The following is a 13,181-nucleotide window of genomic DNA, read 5'->3' on the forward strand; positions in this document are numbered from 1 at the left end:
GCATGTCCGTAGAAGCCCTCTACCTGCTGCGAAAGACCGAACCGCGTCCGGGCCCACAGGATCTCGATAGCGTGGTCGTGACGGCTGACGTGCTCACCGACGACGGCGATGCGGTTCCGGCCGGCACGGAGGGCACCATCGTCGGCGTCTACGGCGACGGCGCTGCTTTTGTCGTCGAGTTCATCGAGCCGCTAGGCGCCCTGGCGAACGTCGCGGCCGATGGATTGAGGCTCGTGGAGCGTGCTTGAGCCTCGACGACCAACCAACATCCTGGCTCATCGATCAGGATAAAATCACGAAGTATCTTCTGAACCTCACGCACCGATCAGGCGGTCCCAAGCCGCGATTCTTCCTGGCCTTCGGCTTCGCGATCGAACGACCGCAAATCCTGGCCCACGCATTGGCCAGCCATCCCATCCTGAACCCGCCGGGCCGCGAACGCACGATGCCCCTCGGCTATCCGCGCCTCGTCTTCGAGGGACCGCTCGAAACGCCGGATGGGCGCGCCCCGCAGATCCGCACGGTCTGGCAGTGCGAGCATCCCACAGAAGCGCGCTTCCTGACGGCCGTTCCCCTCACGCGCTGAGCGGCGATAGCTTCGCGGGGGTATGCGGATCGGCTTTCGCTTGGTCCACCACAGGCATGGTAGACGGCAATGAACGCAGTTCATGCCCCACGCCCCTCGAAAAACCGTGCGATCTCCGTCGCCGCCCGGTCCGGCGCCTCGCGGTGTGGAAAGTGCCCGACGCCCTCCAACGGCGCGAGGTCCAGGTCCGAAAAGGTCTCGCCGAGGCGGTCGGTCCAGGCGTAGGGGAACAGCGGGTCGGCGGTGCCCCAGCGCACGCAGGTCGGCACCGCGATGGGATCCTGCGGCGGGGCCGTGCCCGCGATCATGGCGAGGCGGCCGGCCTGCGCGCTGAGGTACCAGTTGAAGCCGCCCTGCAGGTTGCCCGGTGCCATGAAGTTGTCGGTGAAGGCGTCGAGCACCGCGTCGAAGGCGGCCGGGTTGCCGCCGGCCCAGTGGCGCAGGAAATGGCCGATGTAGAGCCGGCAGGCCTCGCGCGACGAGCCCACGAGGTCCGCGGCGAACGGCTTCACCTGAAACGACTGGTACCAGATCTCGGCCAGCATCTCGGGCGCGGCCAGACGCGGGCCGATACCCGGATACGGACAGTCGAAGAAGAACAGGCCGGTGAGGCGGTCGGGCGCAGCGCGGCCCAATGCCTGCCCCACATAGGCGCCGACATCGTGCCCCACCACGCCGGCGCGTTCGATCCCGAGGGTATCGAGGAGCCCCACCATGTCGGCGGCGTGGACCTCGGCCCCGGCCCTGTCGGAGGGGCCGGGATCGGGCTTCTCGCTCATGCCGAAGCCGCGCAGGTCGGGGACGATGAGGTCGAAGCGGTCGGCGAGCCGGGCCATCACCGGCTCCCAGGTCAGCCAGAATTCCGGCCACCCGTGGAGCAGGACCAGGGGCTTACCGCGCCCGGCGCGGGCGACGTGGAGAGCGATGCCGTTGGCCTGCACGGTCTCGTGGTGGATGGGTGTCATCGTTCACTCCCGCGCGGTTGCCGCGCGGGGGATCAACGCCGGCGCACCGCGCTCACGTTCCCCGACACCGTCCCGGCGGCACCGGACACGAGTTCGCACCACAGGAAGCGGGTGGGATCGACGGGGCCGGGCGGAATCAGCCGGCCGGGCGGCACCGGGCTGAAGCCGAAGCGGCGGTAATAGGGGGCGTCGCCCACCAGCACGACGAGGCCGTGGCCGGCGCCGCGGGCCGCATCCAGGCTCGCCCGCATCAGGGCGGCGCCGATGCCGCGCCCCTCGAAGCTCGGATCGACGGTCAGCGGCCCCAGCACCAGGAGCGGTGCTTGCGCCTCCGCCGGCCCGAGGCGCACGGAGCCGACGAGGTCCGTGCCGATCAGGGCCGTGAAGCCCAGGTCGGCCAGCGGCGCGGTGCCCTCGCGCAGGCGATAGGCGGTGCGGGCGAAACGTCCCGGCCCGAAGGCGCGGGCGTGCAGGCGCTCGATGGCCGCGGCGTCCCCGGGATGCTCCATCCGCAGGACCAGGGGCAGGGAGGTCACGTCGCCCGGGCCGAGAAATCGATGCGCGGGTCGATCCAGGTGTAGATCAGGTCCGACAGGAGGTTCACCGCGAGCCCCACGAGGGAGAAGATGTACAGGGTCGCGAATACCACCGGATAATCCCGCCCGACGATGGAGGTGAAGGACAGCAGCCCGAGACCGTCGAGGGAGAAGATCGTCTCGATGAGAAGCGAGCCGGTGAAGAAGGCGGAGATGAACGCCGCCGGGAAACCCGCGATGACGATCAGCATGGCGTTGCGAAACACGTGCCCGTACAGCACCCGGCGCTCGGACAGGCCCTTCATCCGCGCCGTGAGCACGTACTGCTTGCGGATCTCGTCGAGGAACGAGTTCTTCGTCAGCAGGGTCGAGGTGGCGAAGGCTCCGAGCACCAGGGCGGCCAGCGGCAGAGCCATGTGCCAAGCGTAATCCACCGCCTTGCCCCACAGGCTCAACGAGTCGAAGTTCTCGCTCGTGAGGCCGCGCAAGGGGAAGATCTGGAAGAACGAGCCGCCGGCGAACAGGATGATGAGGGCAATGCCGAACAGGAAGCTCGGGATGGCGTAGCCGACGATGACCACGCCCGAAGTCCAGAGATCGAAGCGCGAGCCGTCCCGCACGGCCTTGCGAATCCCCAACGGAACCGAGATCGCGTAGGAAATCAGCGTCATCCACAGGCCGAGCGAGATCGACACCGGCAGCCGCTCGCGGATCAATTGCAGCACCGACACATCGCGAAAATAGCTGTTGCCGAAATCGAACCGGGCGTAGTCCCAGATCATCTTCAGGAAGCGTTCGGGTGCCGGCTTGTCGAAGCCGAATTGCTGTTCGAGCTTCTTGATGAAGGCCGGGTCGAGCCCTTGCGCCCCGCGATAGCGGGCGTTGGCTTCGCCCCCGCCGCCACTCGACCGAGCGGCCCCTCCGAGATCGCCGGCCCCACCGGTGACCCGCGACAGGCTGCCCTCGCCCTGGCCCTGGAGCTGGGCCAGTACCCGTTCGACGGGTCCACCGGGGGCGAACTGCACGATGACGAAGGTGATGAGCATGATGCCGAGGATGGTCGGCACCATGAGGGCGAGGCGGCGCAGGATGTAGCCGAGCAAGGAAGCGTCCTCAATTCCGGCCGATGCGCCGGGCTTGTGCCGCATCGTACCACCATAGGGCGGGTGCGCCGAGGTCGTAGGCCGGGCCCTTGGCCGGGCGGCCGTAGACGTCCCACAGGGCGAGGCGGTGGTCGGCCTTGTACCACATCGGCACCCAGTAGCGTCCGGCGCGCAGGGTCCGGTCTAGGGTGCGGCAGGCGGTGACGAGTTCGGCCCGGGTTGCCGCATTGGCCACCCGGTCGATGAGCCGGTCGACGGCCGGGCTGGCGATCCCCGCGAGGTTGTTGGAACCCGGCGTGGCCGCACTCCCCGATCCGTAGGCCTCCCGCAGCTCGGCGCCGGGCGTCATGCCGCTGGCGTAGCGCCGGGAGGTCACGTCGAAATCGAAATCCTTGAGACGGGACTGGTACTGCGAGGCATCGACCACCCGCATGCGCGCCTTGATGCCGATGAGGCCGAGGTTGCGGATGAACGGGTGCGTCACCGGCTCGAACACCGGATCGCTGTCGAGGAACTCGAGTTCCAGTGGCCTGCCGCTGGGCAGGCGCACGACACCGCCGTCGCGGGTGCAGCCGGCTTCGCGCAGCAGGGCCACGGCGCGGCTGAGATTGGCCCGGTCCTGGCCCGATCCGTCGGAATCCGGTGGGCTCCAGGCTTCGCCGAACACCTCCGCCGGAAGATCGGCGCGCAGGGGATCGAGCAGGGCGAGTTCGGCCGCATCGGGGGTGCCGGTGGCCTTCAGGTCGGAATTCTCGAAGAACGAGGCCGTGCGGATGTAGGCCCCATAGAACAGGTTCTTGTTCGACCAGGCGAAGTCGAAGCACAGGCCGACGGCCTCCCGCACGCGGGGGTCGCGAAACGCCTCCCGGCGGGTGTTAAGGAACCAGCCCTGCGTCCCGGAGGGACGCGCATCGGGCACGATCTCCTTGCGCACCCGGCCCTCCGTCACGGCGGGGAAGTCGTAGAGCGTCGCCCAGACCCGGGACGTGAACTCCTCACGGAAGGTGAATGCGCCGCTCTTGAACGCCTCGAACGCCACCTGCCGATCGCGGAAATACTCGTACCGGATGGCGTCGAAATTGTTCTGGCCGACATTCACCGGCAGATCGACGGCCCAGTAATCGGCCACGCGCTGCAACTCGATAAATCGGCCCGGCTCCAGGCGCCCGACCTGATACGGACCGGAGCCCAGCGGCGTCTCCAGGGTCGAGGCCTCGAAGTCGCGGTGCTGGTAATACGCCGCCGAGAACACCGGCAGGCCCGCCACGAACAGGGGCAGGTCGCGGCTGCGGCCGGGCACGAAGCGCACCACCACGGTATCGTCGCCGTCGGCCGTCGCCTCGCTCATGTCCCGGAGCATCTGGGCGATACCGGGATGACCCTTGGCCTTGAGGATCGTGAGGGAAAACGCGACGTCGCGGGCTGTGAGCCGGGTGCCGTCGTGGAACCGCGCCTGGGGCCGCAGGGCGAAATGGTAGGTCAGCCCGTCCTCGGAGACCTCGACGGACCGGGCCAGCAATCCATAGAGGGCGTCGGGCTCGTCGAGCGCCCGCACCATCAGGGAATCGAAAGTGAGGTTCATGCCGGCGGCGCCATCGCCGCGCAGGACGTAGATGTTGAGGGTGTTGAAGGTGTCGCTCGCCTGGTTGCCCAGGGTCGAGGCGAGCTGGGCCGAGAAGCGGCCGCCGCGCGGCGCCTCCGGGTTCACGTAATCGAAATTCTTGAACGCGGCCGGGTATTTCAGTTCGCCGAAGCTCGACAGACCGTGGCGCGCCGCCCCTTGCGCTCGGCCGGATCCGGGCAGGACGCAAGCACCCGCGACCGCCCCGGCACCAAGGACGAGGGTGCGCCGGCTCGGGCCCCTCAACGCGGCGCCCCGGTCTTGGCGGCCAGGGCCTCGTCGTACCACCAGGTGCTCGGAAAACCCGAGCTGCCGTAGGTCGGCAGGACCTTGGGCCGGGCGAAGCGGTTCCAGCGGATCGTCCGTGAGACGTTGGAGGCCCATTGCGGCACTACGTAATCGTGGGCGAGCAGCACCCGGTCGAGGGCGTGGGTGGCGGCCAGCACGCCCGGCCGGTCCTTTGCGTAGATCACCCGGTCGATGAGGGCGTCGATGCCCGCATCCTTGATGCCGATGAGGTTGCGCGAGCCTTCCTTGCCGGCGGCGGCCGAACCCCAGTACTCGCGTTGCTCGTTGCCGGGCGAGAGGGATTCCGGCCACGACGACGTGGTGATGTCGAAGTCGAAGGCGCGCAGTCGGTTCTGGTACTGCGCCTGGTCGATGACCCGCAGGTTGCTCTGGATCCCGATGAGCTTGAGCTGGGCCGCGAAGGGCAGCACCACGCGCTCGAACACGCTCTGGAACTCGAGGAACTCGACGGTCAGCGGCTCGCCCGTCTTGGCGTCGACCATCTGGCCGCCACGCAGTTCGTAGCCGGCCTCCTTGAGGAGGCGCACGGCCTCGCGAAGGTTGGCGCGCACGGAATCCGGCGTGCCGGCCACGGGGTTGGTGTAGGGGGTGGTGAAGACGGAGGCCGGGACCTTGTCGCGCACGCTCTCCAGGATCGCCAGTTCCTCGCCCTGCGGCAGGCCGGAGGACGCCAGTTCCGAGCCGTAGAAATACGAGTCGATGCGCTTGTAAAGGCCGAAGAACAGCGACCGGTTCATCTCCTCGAAGTTCATGGCGAGGTTGAAGGCCCGGCGCACCCGCGGATCGGCGAACTTGGCGCGCCGCGTGTTGAAGGCGAAAGCCTGCATGTTGCCGTTGCCGCGATCCGGGAACTCCTCCTTGACGAGGCGGCCGTCCTTCACGGCCGGGAAATCGTCGTAGGCGGTGGCCCAGTTGCGGGCGATGTTCTCGGCGCGGAAGTCGTAGAGGTCGCCCTTCAGGGCTTCGATCTGCACGGTGGCATCGCGAAAGTACTCGAACCGCATGGTGCCGAAATTGTTGCGCCCGGCGTTCACGGGCAGATCCTTGCCCCAGTAATCGGCCACGCGCTCGTAGGTGGCGCTGCGGCCCGGCTCGAACTTCGCGAGCCGATAAGGGCCGGACCCCAGCGGTATCTCCAGGGTCGTCTGCGTCACGTCGCGGGCTCTGCCCTGCGTGTCCGTTCCCGTCCACCAGTGCTTCGGCAGGACGCGCAGCTGCCCGATCACCTGGGGCAGTTCGCGGTTGCCGGCTTCGGCGAAGCTGAACGTCACCTCGCGCGGTCCCGTGACCTCGGCCTTGGTGACGTTGTGGTAGTAGGCCGCGAGCGAGGGGCTGTTCTCCTTCTGCACGGTGAAGGACCACACCACGTCCTCGGGGGTGATCGGCCGGCCGTCGTGCCAGCGCGCGCCCTCGCGTAGGCGATAGGTCACGGCGGAGAGGTCGTCGGCCAGCCTGAGCCCCTCGGCGAGGAGTCCGTAGGACGAGAACGGCTCGTCGGCCGATTCCGTCGTCAGGGTATCGTAGAGCTGGGCGATGCCGTTCTCGAGGTCGCCCTTGCGGCCTGCCACGACGATGTTGAAGTTGTCGAAGCCGCCCTGCGCCCCAAGGCGCACGAGGCCGCCCTTGGGCGCGGCCGGGTCGGCGTAGTCGAAATGCTTGAAGTCGGCCGGGTACTTCGGCTCGCCCATGAGGGTGACGGCGTGGCGCCAGTCGCCCGACGGCGCATTGGCGACCGGCATGCCGGCGACGGGATCGGGTGCGGCAGAGGCCGAAGTGATGGCGCAGAGGGTCATGGCGCAGACCGACACGGCGGCGGCGAAACAACGTCCGATCAGGGCTTGTCGCATCACGATGGGGCGCTCTTTTCGATTTCGACGGCATCCTCGCGGGCCGTCCGCACGACTACCGCAAGGGCCGTTCTAGGACGGACGGAGGGGACACGCCAAGCGGCCCCATTCGCGCAGGACGAAGGGTCCGCATGCGCGCGGGACGCCCGACGCGTCCTGGCGCGGGCGTCGTCGCGGGCCTTCGAACGAAAAAAGGCCGGGACTGAGCCCGGCCTTCACGATCGTGACAGTGCTGGCGCGACCTACTCGGCTGGCTTCTCGGCGGGAGCCGGAGGCGCGGGCGGAGTGGGCGGCTTCTCGGGCGCCGCCGGGGGGGCAGGCGGCGCTTCGGCCGGGGGAGCAGGAGGGGCGGGCGGCTTCTCGGCCGGAGCTGCGGCCGGGGCCGGCTTGGCCTCCGCGGGCTTGGCAGCGTCAGGCTTGACAGCGTCAGGCTTGGCTTCGGCGGGCTTCGCCGCATCGGGCTTGGCTTCCGCCGGCTTGGCCTCGGCCTTCTTCTCCGCCGCCGGCAGGGGCGCCGGGGTATCGGCGAGGGTACGCAGATACGCGATAACGTCGGCGCGCTCGGCGGGCGAGGTGATGCCGGCGAACGCCATCTTGGTGCCGGCGGCGTAGCCCTTCGGGCTCGTCAGGAAGTGGTCGAGGTCGTCGTAGGTCCAGGTGCCGCCCTTCTCCTTGAGGGCGGCCGAATACTCGAACCCGCTCTCATGGGCCTTCTGGCGCTCGACGACGCCCCAGAGGTGCGGGCCGACCTTGTTGGGGCCGCCCTTGTCGAAGCTGTGGCACGAGGCGCACTTCTTGGCCGCCGACTGGCCCTTGTCGGCGCTGGCGCTGGCGAGCCGGATCGGCAGGGGCTCGGCCTTCGCCTCGGGGGCGCCACCGGCGGCCTTCGCCTGGGGCTCCGGCAGGGCGTAACCCGCGGCCCCGGCGGGCTTGGGGTGGTAGATCAGCTCGGCGACGAACCCGGACCCTACGGCGAACAGGAGTGCGCCGAGCGCAGCACCCGCGACCTTGTTCAGCTCGAAAGAGTCCATTCTCGACAACTCCGATGCGTCCGGCTGGGCGCGCTTGCGGGCGGGTCCGGACACGGGGATGTGTCGGACTTTGGAAACAGTCGAGGGTGCTTAGCCGCTGGAGCCCGATCTTGACAATGGCGCGCGGCGACGCCGCGTAGTCGCAGAGGCCGATCCGTCACCGGTGTGGCCCCCGGGGATCGCCCCCGGTGCATGACAACACCCCACCCCGCTGATAAGCGACGGGCTTCGAACGCGCCGGGAACGGACGTTTTCGAAGTCAGAGATCCTCGGCAGCCAGCCGAAGCGATGGGCGAAAAGAATGTCCGATCCCCTCGTGCTCATCCCCGCCCGCCTCGCCGCGACCCGCCTTCCGGACAAACCGCTCCTGGATCTCTGCGGCGCGCCGATGATCGTCCATGTCTGGCGCCGGGCCGTCGAGGCCGGAATCGGCCCCGTGGTGGTGGCGACCGATACCACGGCCATCCGCGACGTGATCGAGGCGGAGGGGGGCATCGCGGTGATGACCCGAGCCGACCACCCCACGGGCTCGGACCGCCTCGCCGAGGCCCTGGAGATCATCGATCCGCAGGGCAACCACACCATCGTCGTCAACGTCCAGGGCGACCTGCCGACCATCGATCCCGCCATCATCGGTGCCGCGATCCTGCCGCTCGCCGACAAGGCCGTCGACATCGCCACCCTGTGCGCCGTGATCACCGACGCGGCGGAGCGCGACGATCCCAACGTGGTCAAGCTCGTCGGCCATCCCGTCGGCGAGAACCGCCTGCGCGCGCTCTATTTCACCCGGGCGCGGGCGCCGTGGGGGGAGGGGCCGCATTACCACCACATCGGCCTCTACGCGTATCGCCGCCGTGCGCTGGCGCGTTTCATGGCCCTGCCGCCCGGCACCCTCGAAACCCGCGAGAAGCTGGAGCAGCTGCGCGCCCTGGAAGCCGGCCTGCGCATCGACGCCATGATCGTCGACGACCTGCCTCTCGGCGTCGATACCCCCGCCGACCTGGAGCGGGCGCGCGCCGTCCTCTCGGCCCGGCGCCTGAACTGAACCGTTGGACGCGAAAAGATTCCGATGCCCCACCGCACCATCTCATACCAGGGCGAGCCCGGCGCCAACTCGCACATCCTCTGCGCCCAGGCCTACCCGGACTGGACGCCGCTGCCGTGCCCGACCTTCGAGGACGCCTTCGCGGCGGTGAACGAGGGCCGGGCCGCCCGGGCGATGATCCCCATCGAGAACTCCATCGCGGGCCGGGTCGCCGACATCCACCACCTCATCCCGACGGCGCGCCTCCACATCGTCGCCGAGCACTTCCTGCCGATCCACTTCCAACTGATGGTGCTGCCGGGGACCGAGGTGGGGACGCTCAAGTCCGTCCACAGCCACGTCCATGCGCTCGGCCAGTGCCGCAAGATCATCCGGCGCCTCGGGCTCCGCGCCGTGGTGGCGGGCGACACGGCGGGCGCCGCCCGTGAGGTGGCGGAGACCCGCGACCCGAGCCGGGGTGCCCTGGCGCCGGCGCTGGCGGCCGAAGTCTACGGCCTCGAGATCGTCGCCCGCGATGTCGAGGACGAGAGCCACAACACCACCCGCTTCGTGGTGTTCGCCCCCGAGGCCGAGCCCCTCGCGGCGGAGGCCGGTCCGGCGGTGACGAGCTTCATCTTCCGGGTGCGCAACATCCCGGCCGCCCTCTACAAGGCACTCGGGGGCTTCGCCACCAACGGCGTCAACATGTCGAAGCTCGAGAGCTACATGGTCGAGGGCCAGTTCTCGGCGACCCAGTTCTACGCCGAGGTCGACGGCCACCCCGACGAGCCCGGCCTCGCCCGGGCCCTTGAAGAACTTGCCTACTTCTCGCGAGAAGTGCGGATCATCGGCACCTATCCGGCCGATCCCTATCGCGAGGTCAGCCGCCTGGCGGCGGAATAGGGCCTTGAGCGAACGCGACGCAGCGAGCCGGATCGTGAGCGGGATACCCGAGACTGACGACACGACCCCCTGCCTGTTCGAAATCCATCATGGATCGACCGTGCTTCGGGTCGCCGACGATTGGAGCGGGCACGTTCTGATCGAGCGGATCTACAACGGCCTGCGCGAAGCGCGGCGATCCCGCGACGTCGGGCATACGGTCCCGACGGCACCGACGCCCGGCAGCGAGGCCGAGAACCTCACGGTCGAGGCCGCCCTGTTCCACGGCTTCCGGCCGATCGACGGCACCGCGGATTATCGCGCGAGCGCGCAGCAGATCGTCGCCCTGGTGCATGCGGCGCGGGAGCAGGGTCGGATGGATGTGCTGCAGACAAGGGAACCGAACGACTGATCCGACCCGACAGGGTCGGGTCAGGCCCTAGCCGCCCCGGCTCGCGCTGCTCAGCCCCGCGGTCCGACAGATGTCCTTGGCGGGTTCGTTGAGGATGGTCTGAGCCGCCGGCACATCGCGCTCGGCATCGGCCATGCGCGCCTGGATCGGCGAAGCCGCGGGGGCCGCGGGGGCCGCAGCGGCGTACGCCATGGCGGTGGTGGGCATGCTCGGGCCCGTCGGTGCCGGGGCGCCCGGCTTGCGCTTCTCGTAGAACGCGTTGCCGCCGGCCACCGCCACGTAATGCATGTTGTTGTAGGGGAAGCGCAGGCCAGCCGTGTGGAAATGCATGGCCCGGCCGACCTTGGGGTGGCGCTGCCCGGCCAGCACCGCGTCGGTCACGTCGGCGACGCGCTGGAGATCCTTGGCCTCCATCGACTTGGTGAGCACGCCCGGGGCGAATTGCCGGGGCTGACCGACCACCGAGCAGATGCCGCTGCCCTGAGGCGCCGACTGCACCCGGTTCATCACCACGGTGCCGACGGCCAGGAGGCCGTCGCGGTCGCTGCGGTTCGATTCGAAGTACATGGCGCGCCCGAGGCAGTCGCGCTCCTCGTCCGTGGCGGCGACGGGCTGGGCCATGGCGAGGCTGCCCGTGTTCTGGCCCGGGATCAGGGTGGAATTGCAGGCCCCGAGGGCGGGAATCACCACGATCAAGCCGAGGAGAGAACCCGTTTTCGTCGCCCACGAACCCTGCATGCCGTCTCGCTCCATCGTGATTTCCGTCGCCGGGGCGCAGGCCCCTGACGATCCGCGACGGCCAGGCTTGGCCGCCATTCGGGTCTTTTTCGGGCAGGACCCGGGCTCAGGCGGCTTTCGGACGGGCCGCGTTCGCCATCGCCGGGGACTGTGCCGTATCGGCCTCACCCGCGACCACGACGGGGGCGGGGACGGCGGGGAATTCGAGGACGCGCAGGAGTGGGGCGGGGGTCGCATCCGCCGAAACCGCGGGCTTCGACGCGATCTCGCCGGCCTCGGTCTCAGCCGCCACGATCTCGGACTGAGGCACGGGCGCCGGGCGCGATTGGGCGAACAGGGCCGCCCCCGCCTTGGGTCCGGCAGCCTTGATCAGGGTGGCCTCGCCGCAGGTGCCGGCCATGCGCTGACCGAGGTCGAGGAGGCGTTCGCGCTCGACGCAATAGGCCGCCACCCGGGCGCGGGCATATTCGGGCATGCCGGCGATGAGCGCATCGAGCTCCGCCCCACGCGCCCGATACAGGGTCGTGATGAGTTCGACGGGGATCGGGTACTTCGCCAGGGTCGGCGTGGTCGGCCGGAGGGGAGAGGCTGCCATCGCGGGTCTCGTCACTGTGCGGAAGCATCAGTTCGGCCCGGTTTGGTTAACGGGGGGTTACCGGGCCGGGCGGCTATTCCCGCTTGATCAGCCGGTCGACCACGAGATCCGACCAGAACCCAGGCCGAAACTCACGCTTCAGGGCCTCCGGGTCGTAGACCGTCTCGACCCACGTGAGGAAGTCGAGGCCGCGGGCCTCGCCCTCGCGAAGGTAGAGGTCGAAGAATGCATCGAGGATGCCGGTCTTGGCGAAGCGGAAATGGCCGTAGCGGGCCGAGAGCTGGCCCATGGCCTCCGCGACGGGCCGGCTCTCGTGCAGGATGAGGTAGAGCACCGCCCCCATGCCGGCCCGGTCGGCGCCCGACTTGCAGTGCATCATCGCCGGATATTCGACGCCGGCGAAGAAATCCTTGGCGGCCAGGATCGTCTCGCGGGACGGCGCCTCGCGCGAGCGCAGGACGAACTCCACGAGGGTCAGGCCCTGGCGGGCACAGGCCTCGCGCTGGAGCGGCCAGGACCCGTGCTCGCGCCCGCCGCGCAGGGAAATCACCGTGCGGACGCCCTGGCGCTTGAACCAGGCGAGCTGGTGCGGCGTCGGCTGGGCCGAGCGCCACAGCTTGCCCTGTCCCACCCGGTGCCGGTTGAGGTAGGCCAACCGGAACACGCCGTGATCGACGAGGAGCATGTTGGCCCACGCCTTCGCCCGCGAGACCGGCCCGGCGATGGGCTTCTCGAACCGGGCGATGCGCGCCATGCGCCGCGCGTAGCGGGTCTCGGGCTTGAGGAAGCGCTTGAACACGGGGCGGGGAACGTCGCGGCTCTACGGGGGAGGAGCCCCGGCATCTAACAGGCGCGCCCTGGCCCGGCAAACGGCGGGCCCCTCGGGACAAACGAGGTCGGCGCGACCCGGCATCGCCCTTGCCTTGTGTTCGCCCGGATCGTCATCTCCGATACCGATGCCTGATCGATCGACTTCGAGCGCGGGGACCCGTCATGAGCACGAGCACCACCAGCATTCGCCGCGCCCGCCCCACCGACGCCGACCGCCTGTCGGACGTGTTCGAAGAAACCTGGCGCGAGGCCTATCGGGGCATCATCCCGGGTGTTTCCCTCGAGCGCATGATCGCCCGGCGCAGCGCGCAATGGTGGCTCGGCGCGGCCCAGCGCCGGCGTCCCCTCGTGGTGGTGGAGACCCGCGAGGGTGTGGTCGGCTACGCGGTCTACGGGCAGGCCAGGGGCCGGGGTCTCGGCACCGCGGGCGAGATCGACGAACTCTACATCCTGCCCGAGCATCAGGGGCTCGGCCTCGGCCGGCGGCTGTTTCGGGCCGTGCGCAACGACATGATGGATCACGGCCTCCACACCCTCGGGGTCTGGGCCCTTGCGGGCAACGACCGGGCGAAGGCGTTCTACCTCGGCCTCGGCGCCACGATCGTCGGGGACGCCAGCGACAGCATCGCCGGCTCGGTGCTGCCCAAGGTCGGCTACCGCTTCGCCTGAGGCCGGCTCGCCGAATCGTCATGGCCTCCCCA

At 69.4% G+C, this 13,181-nt stretch carries 15 protein-coding genes; 6 read left to right on the forward strand and 9 right to left on the reverse strand.

The genetic code is table 11. The features are described from left to right. Positions 1-2: 2 nt before the first annotated feature. Together ASF52_RS15090 and ASF52_RS15095 are read left to right on the forward strand one after the other, a co-directional pair. Positions 3-248, forward strand: a complete 246-nt coding sequence (locus ASF52_RS15090) for a hypothetical protein (protein ID WP_056173685.1) — start codon at positions 3-5, stop codon at positions 246-248. Further along, complete coding sequence (locus ASF52_RS15095) at positions 245-586, forward strand: DUF6883 domain-containing protein (RefSeq protein ID WP_056173689.1); 342 nt, start codon at positions 245-247, stop codon at positions 584-586. The genes ASF52_RS15090 and ASF52_RS15095 overlap by 4 nt, the downstream gene beginning before the upstream one ends. An 80-nt stretch (positions 587-666) precedes the next feature. Here ASF52_RS15095 and ASF52_RS15100 read toward each other — a convergent pair whose 3' ends face one another. The 6 genes from ASF52_RS15100 to ASF52_RS15125 form a co-directional block, all read right to left on the reverse strand. Further along, the gene (locus tag ASF52_RS15100) at positions 667-1,551 is read right to left on the reverse strand and encodes an alpha/beta fold hydrolase (RefSeq protein ID WP_056173692.1); all 885 of its coding nucleotides are present in this window, start codon (positions 1,549-1,551) and stop codon (positions 667-669) included. 32 nt (positions 1,552-1,583) lie between these two features. Next, a complete protein-coding gene (locus tag ASF52_RS15105; protein WP_056173694.1) occupies positions 1,584-2,087 on the reverse strand; it encodes a GNAT family N-acetyltransferase in 504 nt (167 codons plus the stop codon). Further along, positions 2,084-3,190, reverse strand: a complete 1,107-nt coding sequence (locus tag ASF52_RS15110; protein ID WP_056174145.1) for a microcin C ABC transporter permease YejB — start codon at positions 3,188-3,190, stop codon at positions 2,084-2,086. The genes ASF52_RS15105 and ASF52_RS15110 overlap by 4 nt, the downstream gene beginning before the upstream one ends. 10 nt (positions 3,191-3,200) lie before the next feature. Further along, positions 3,201-5,057, reverse strand: a complete 1,857-nt coding sequence (locus ASF52_RS15115; RefSeq protein ID WP_056173697.1) for an extracellular solute-binding protein — start codon at positions 5,055-5,057, stop codon at positions 3,201-3,203. Then, positions 5,054-6,967: an extracellular solute-binding protein gene (locus tag ASF52_RS15120; RefSeq protein WP_056173700.1), complete on the reverse strand. Its 1,914-nt coding sequence runs from the start codon at positions 6,965-6,967 to the stop codon at positions 5,054-5,056. Before ASF52_RS15120 ends, ASF52_RS15115 begins: the two co-directional genes overlap by 4 nt. Before the next feature lie 242 nt (positions 6,968-7,209). Further along, positions 7,210-7,998 carry a c-type cytochrome gene (locus ASF52_RS15125; protein ID WP_056173702.1) on the reverse strand — a complete coding sequence of 263 codons (789 nt, stop codon included), beginning with the start codon at positions 7,996-7,998 and terminating at the stop codon, positions 7,210-7,212. Between the two features lie 301 nt (positions 7,999-8,299). Between ASF52_RS15125 and ASF52_RS15130 the strand changes: the two genes are divergently transcribed. The 3 genes from ASF52_RS15130 to ASF52_RS15140 are packed head-to-tail and all read left to right on the forward strand — an operon-like array spanning position 8,300 to position 10,316. Then, the gene (locus ASF52_RS15130) at positions 8,300-9,043 is read left to right on the forward strand and encodes a 3-deoxy-manno-octulosonate cytidylyltransferase (RefSeq protein WP_056173705.1); all 744 of its coding nucleotides are present in this window, start codon (positions 8,300-8,302) and stop codon (positions 9,041-9,043) included. A 24-nt stretch (positions 9,044-9,067) separates the two neighbouring features. Beyond that, on the forward strand, positions 9,068-9,925 hold the full coding sequence (locus ASF52_RS15135; protein WP_056173708.1) for a prephenate dehydratase: 858 nt from the start codon (positions 9,068-9,070) through the stop codon (positions 9,923-9,925). Positions 9,926-9,929: 4 nt separating this feature from the next. Then, complete coding sequence (locus tag ASF52_RS15140) at positions 9,930-10,316, forward strand: hypothetical protein (protein ID WP_056173710.1); 387 nt, start codon at positions 9,930-9,932, stop codon at positions 10,314-10,316. Positions 10,317-10,343: 27 nt separating this feature from the next. On the opposite strand, the gene ASF52_RS23745 is transcribed toward ASF52_RS15140, so the two are convergent. The 3 genes from ASF52_RS23745 to ASF52_RS15155 form a co-directional block, all read right to left on the reverse strand. Continuing rightward, positions 10,344-11,054, reverse strand: coding sequence for a cell wall hydrolase (locus ASF52_RS23745; RefSeq protein ID WP_056174148.1), 711 nt, complete (start codon positions 11,052-11,054; stop codon positions 10,344-10,346). A 106-nt stretch (positions 11,055-11,160) separates the two neighbouring features. Then, positions 11,161-11,649 carry a hypothetical protein gene (locus ASF52_RS23300; protein WP_244473061.1) on the reverse strand — a complete coding sequence of 163 codons (489 nt, stop codon included), beginning with the start codon at positions 11,647-11,649 and terminating at the stop codon, positions 11,161-11,163. Positions 11,650-11,722: 73 nt separating this feature from the next. Then, the gene (locus ASF52_RS15155) at positions 11,723-12,448 is read right to left on the reverse strand and encodes a fused DSP-PTPase phosphatase/NAD kinase-like protein (RefSeq protein WP_056173713.1); all 726 of its coding nucleotides are present in this window, start codon (positions 12,446-12,448) and stop codon (positions 11,723-11,725) included. 194 nt (positions 12,449-12,642) lie between these two features. On the opposite strand from ASF52_RS15155, the gene ASF52_RS15160 reads away from it, so the two are divergent. Further along, the gene (locus ASF52_RS15160) at positions 12,643-13,149 is read left to right on the forward strand and encodes a GNAT family N-acetyltransferase (RefSeq protein ID WP_056173715.1); all 507 of its coding nucleotides are present in this window, start codon (positions 12,643-12,645) and stop codon (positions 13,147-13,149) included. The last annotated feature ends 32 nt before the right edge of the window (positions 13,150-13,181 follow it).

The organism is Methylobacterium sp. Leaf112 (assembly GCF_001423295.1).
Lineage (GTDB): Bacteria > Pseudomonadota > Alphaproteobacteria > Rhizobiales > Beijerinckiaceae > Methylobacterium.

Excerpts from the sequence above, each read along its gene's own strand:
- ASF52_RS15135 (WP_056173708.1), top strand. The coding sequence starts at position 9,068 with ATGCCCCACCGCACCATCTCATACCAGGGCGAGCCCGGCGCCAACTCG.
- ASF52_RS15100 (WP_056173692.1), bottom strand. The coding sequence starts at position 1,551 with ATGACACCCATCCACCACGAGACCGTGCAGGCCAACGGCATCGCTCTC.
- ASF52_RS15160 (WP_056173715.1), top strand. The coding sequence starts at position 12,643 with ATGAGCACGAGCACCACCAGCATTCGCCGCGCCCGCCCCACCGACGCC.
- ASF52_RS15125 (WP_056173702.1), bottom strand. The coding sequence starts at position 7,998 with ATGGACTCTTTCGAGCTGAACAAGGTCGCGGGTGCTGCGCTCGGCGCA.
- ASF52_RS15090 (WP_056173685.1), top strand. The coding sequence starts at position 3 with ATGTCCGTAGAAGCCCTCTACCTGCTGCGAAAGACCGAACCGCGTCCG.
- ASF52_RS15130 (WP_056173705.1), top strand. The coding sequence starts at position 8,300 with ATGTCCGATCCCCTCGTGCTCATCCCCGCCCGCCTCGCCGCGACCCGC.
- ASF52_RS15120 (WP_056173700.1), bottom strand. The coding sequence starts at position 6,967 with ATGCGACAAGCCCTGATCGGACGTTGTTTCGCCGCCGCCGTGTCGGTC.
- ASF52_RS23745 (WP_056174148.1), bottom strand. The coding sequence starts at position 11,054 with ATGCAGGGTTCGTGGGCGACGAAAACGGGTTCTCTCCTCGGCTTGATC.
- ASF52_RS23300 (WP_244473061.1), bottom strand. The coding sequence starts at position 11,649 with ATGGCAGCCTCTCCCCTCCGGCCGACCACGCCGACCCTGGCGAAGTAC.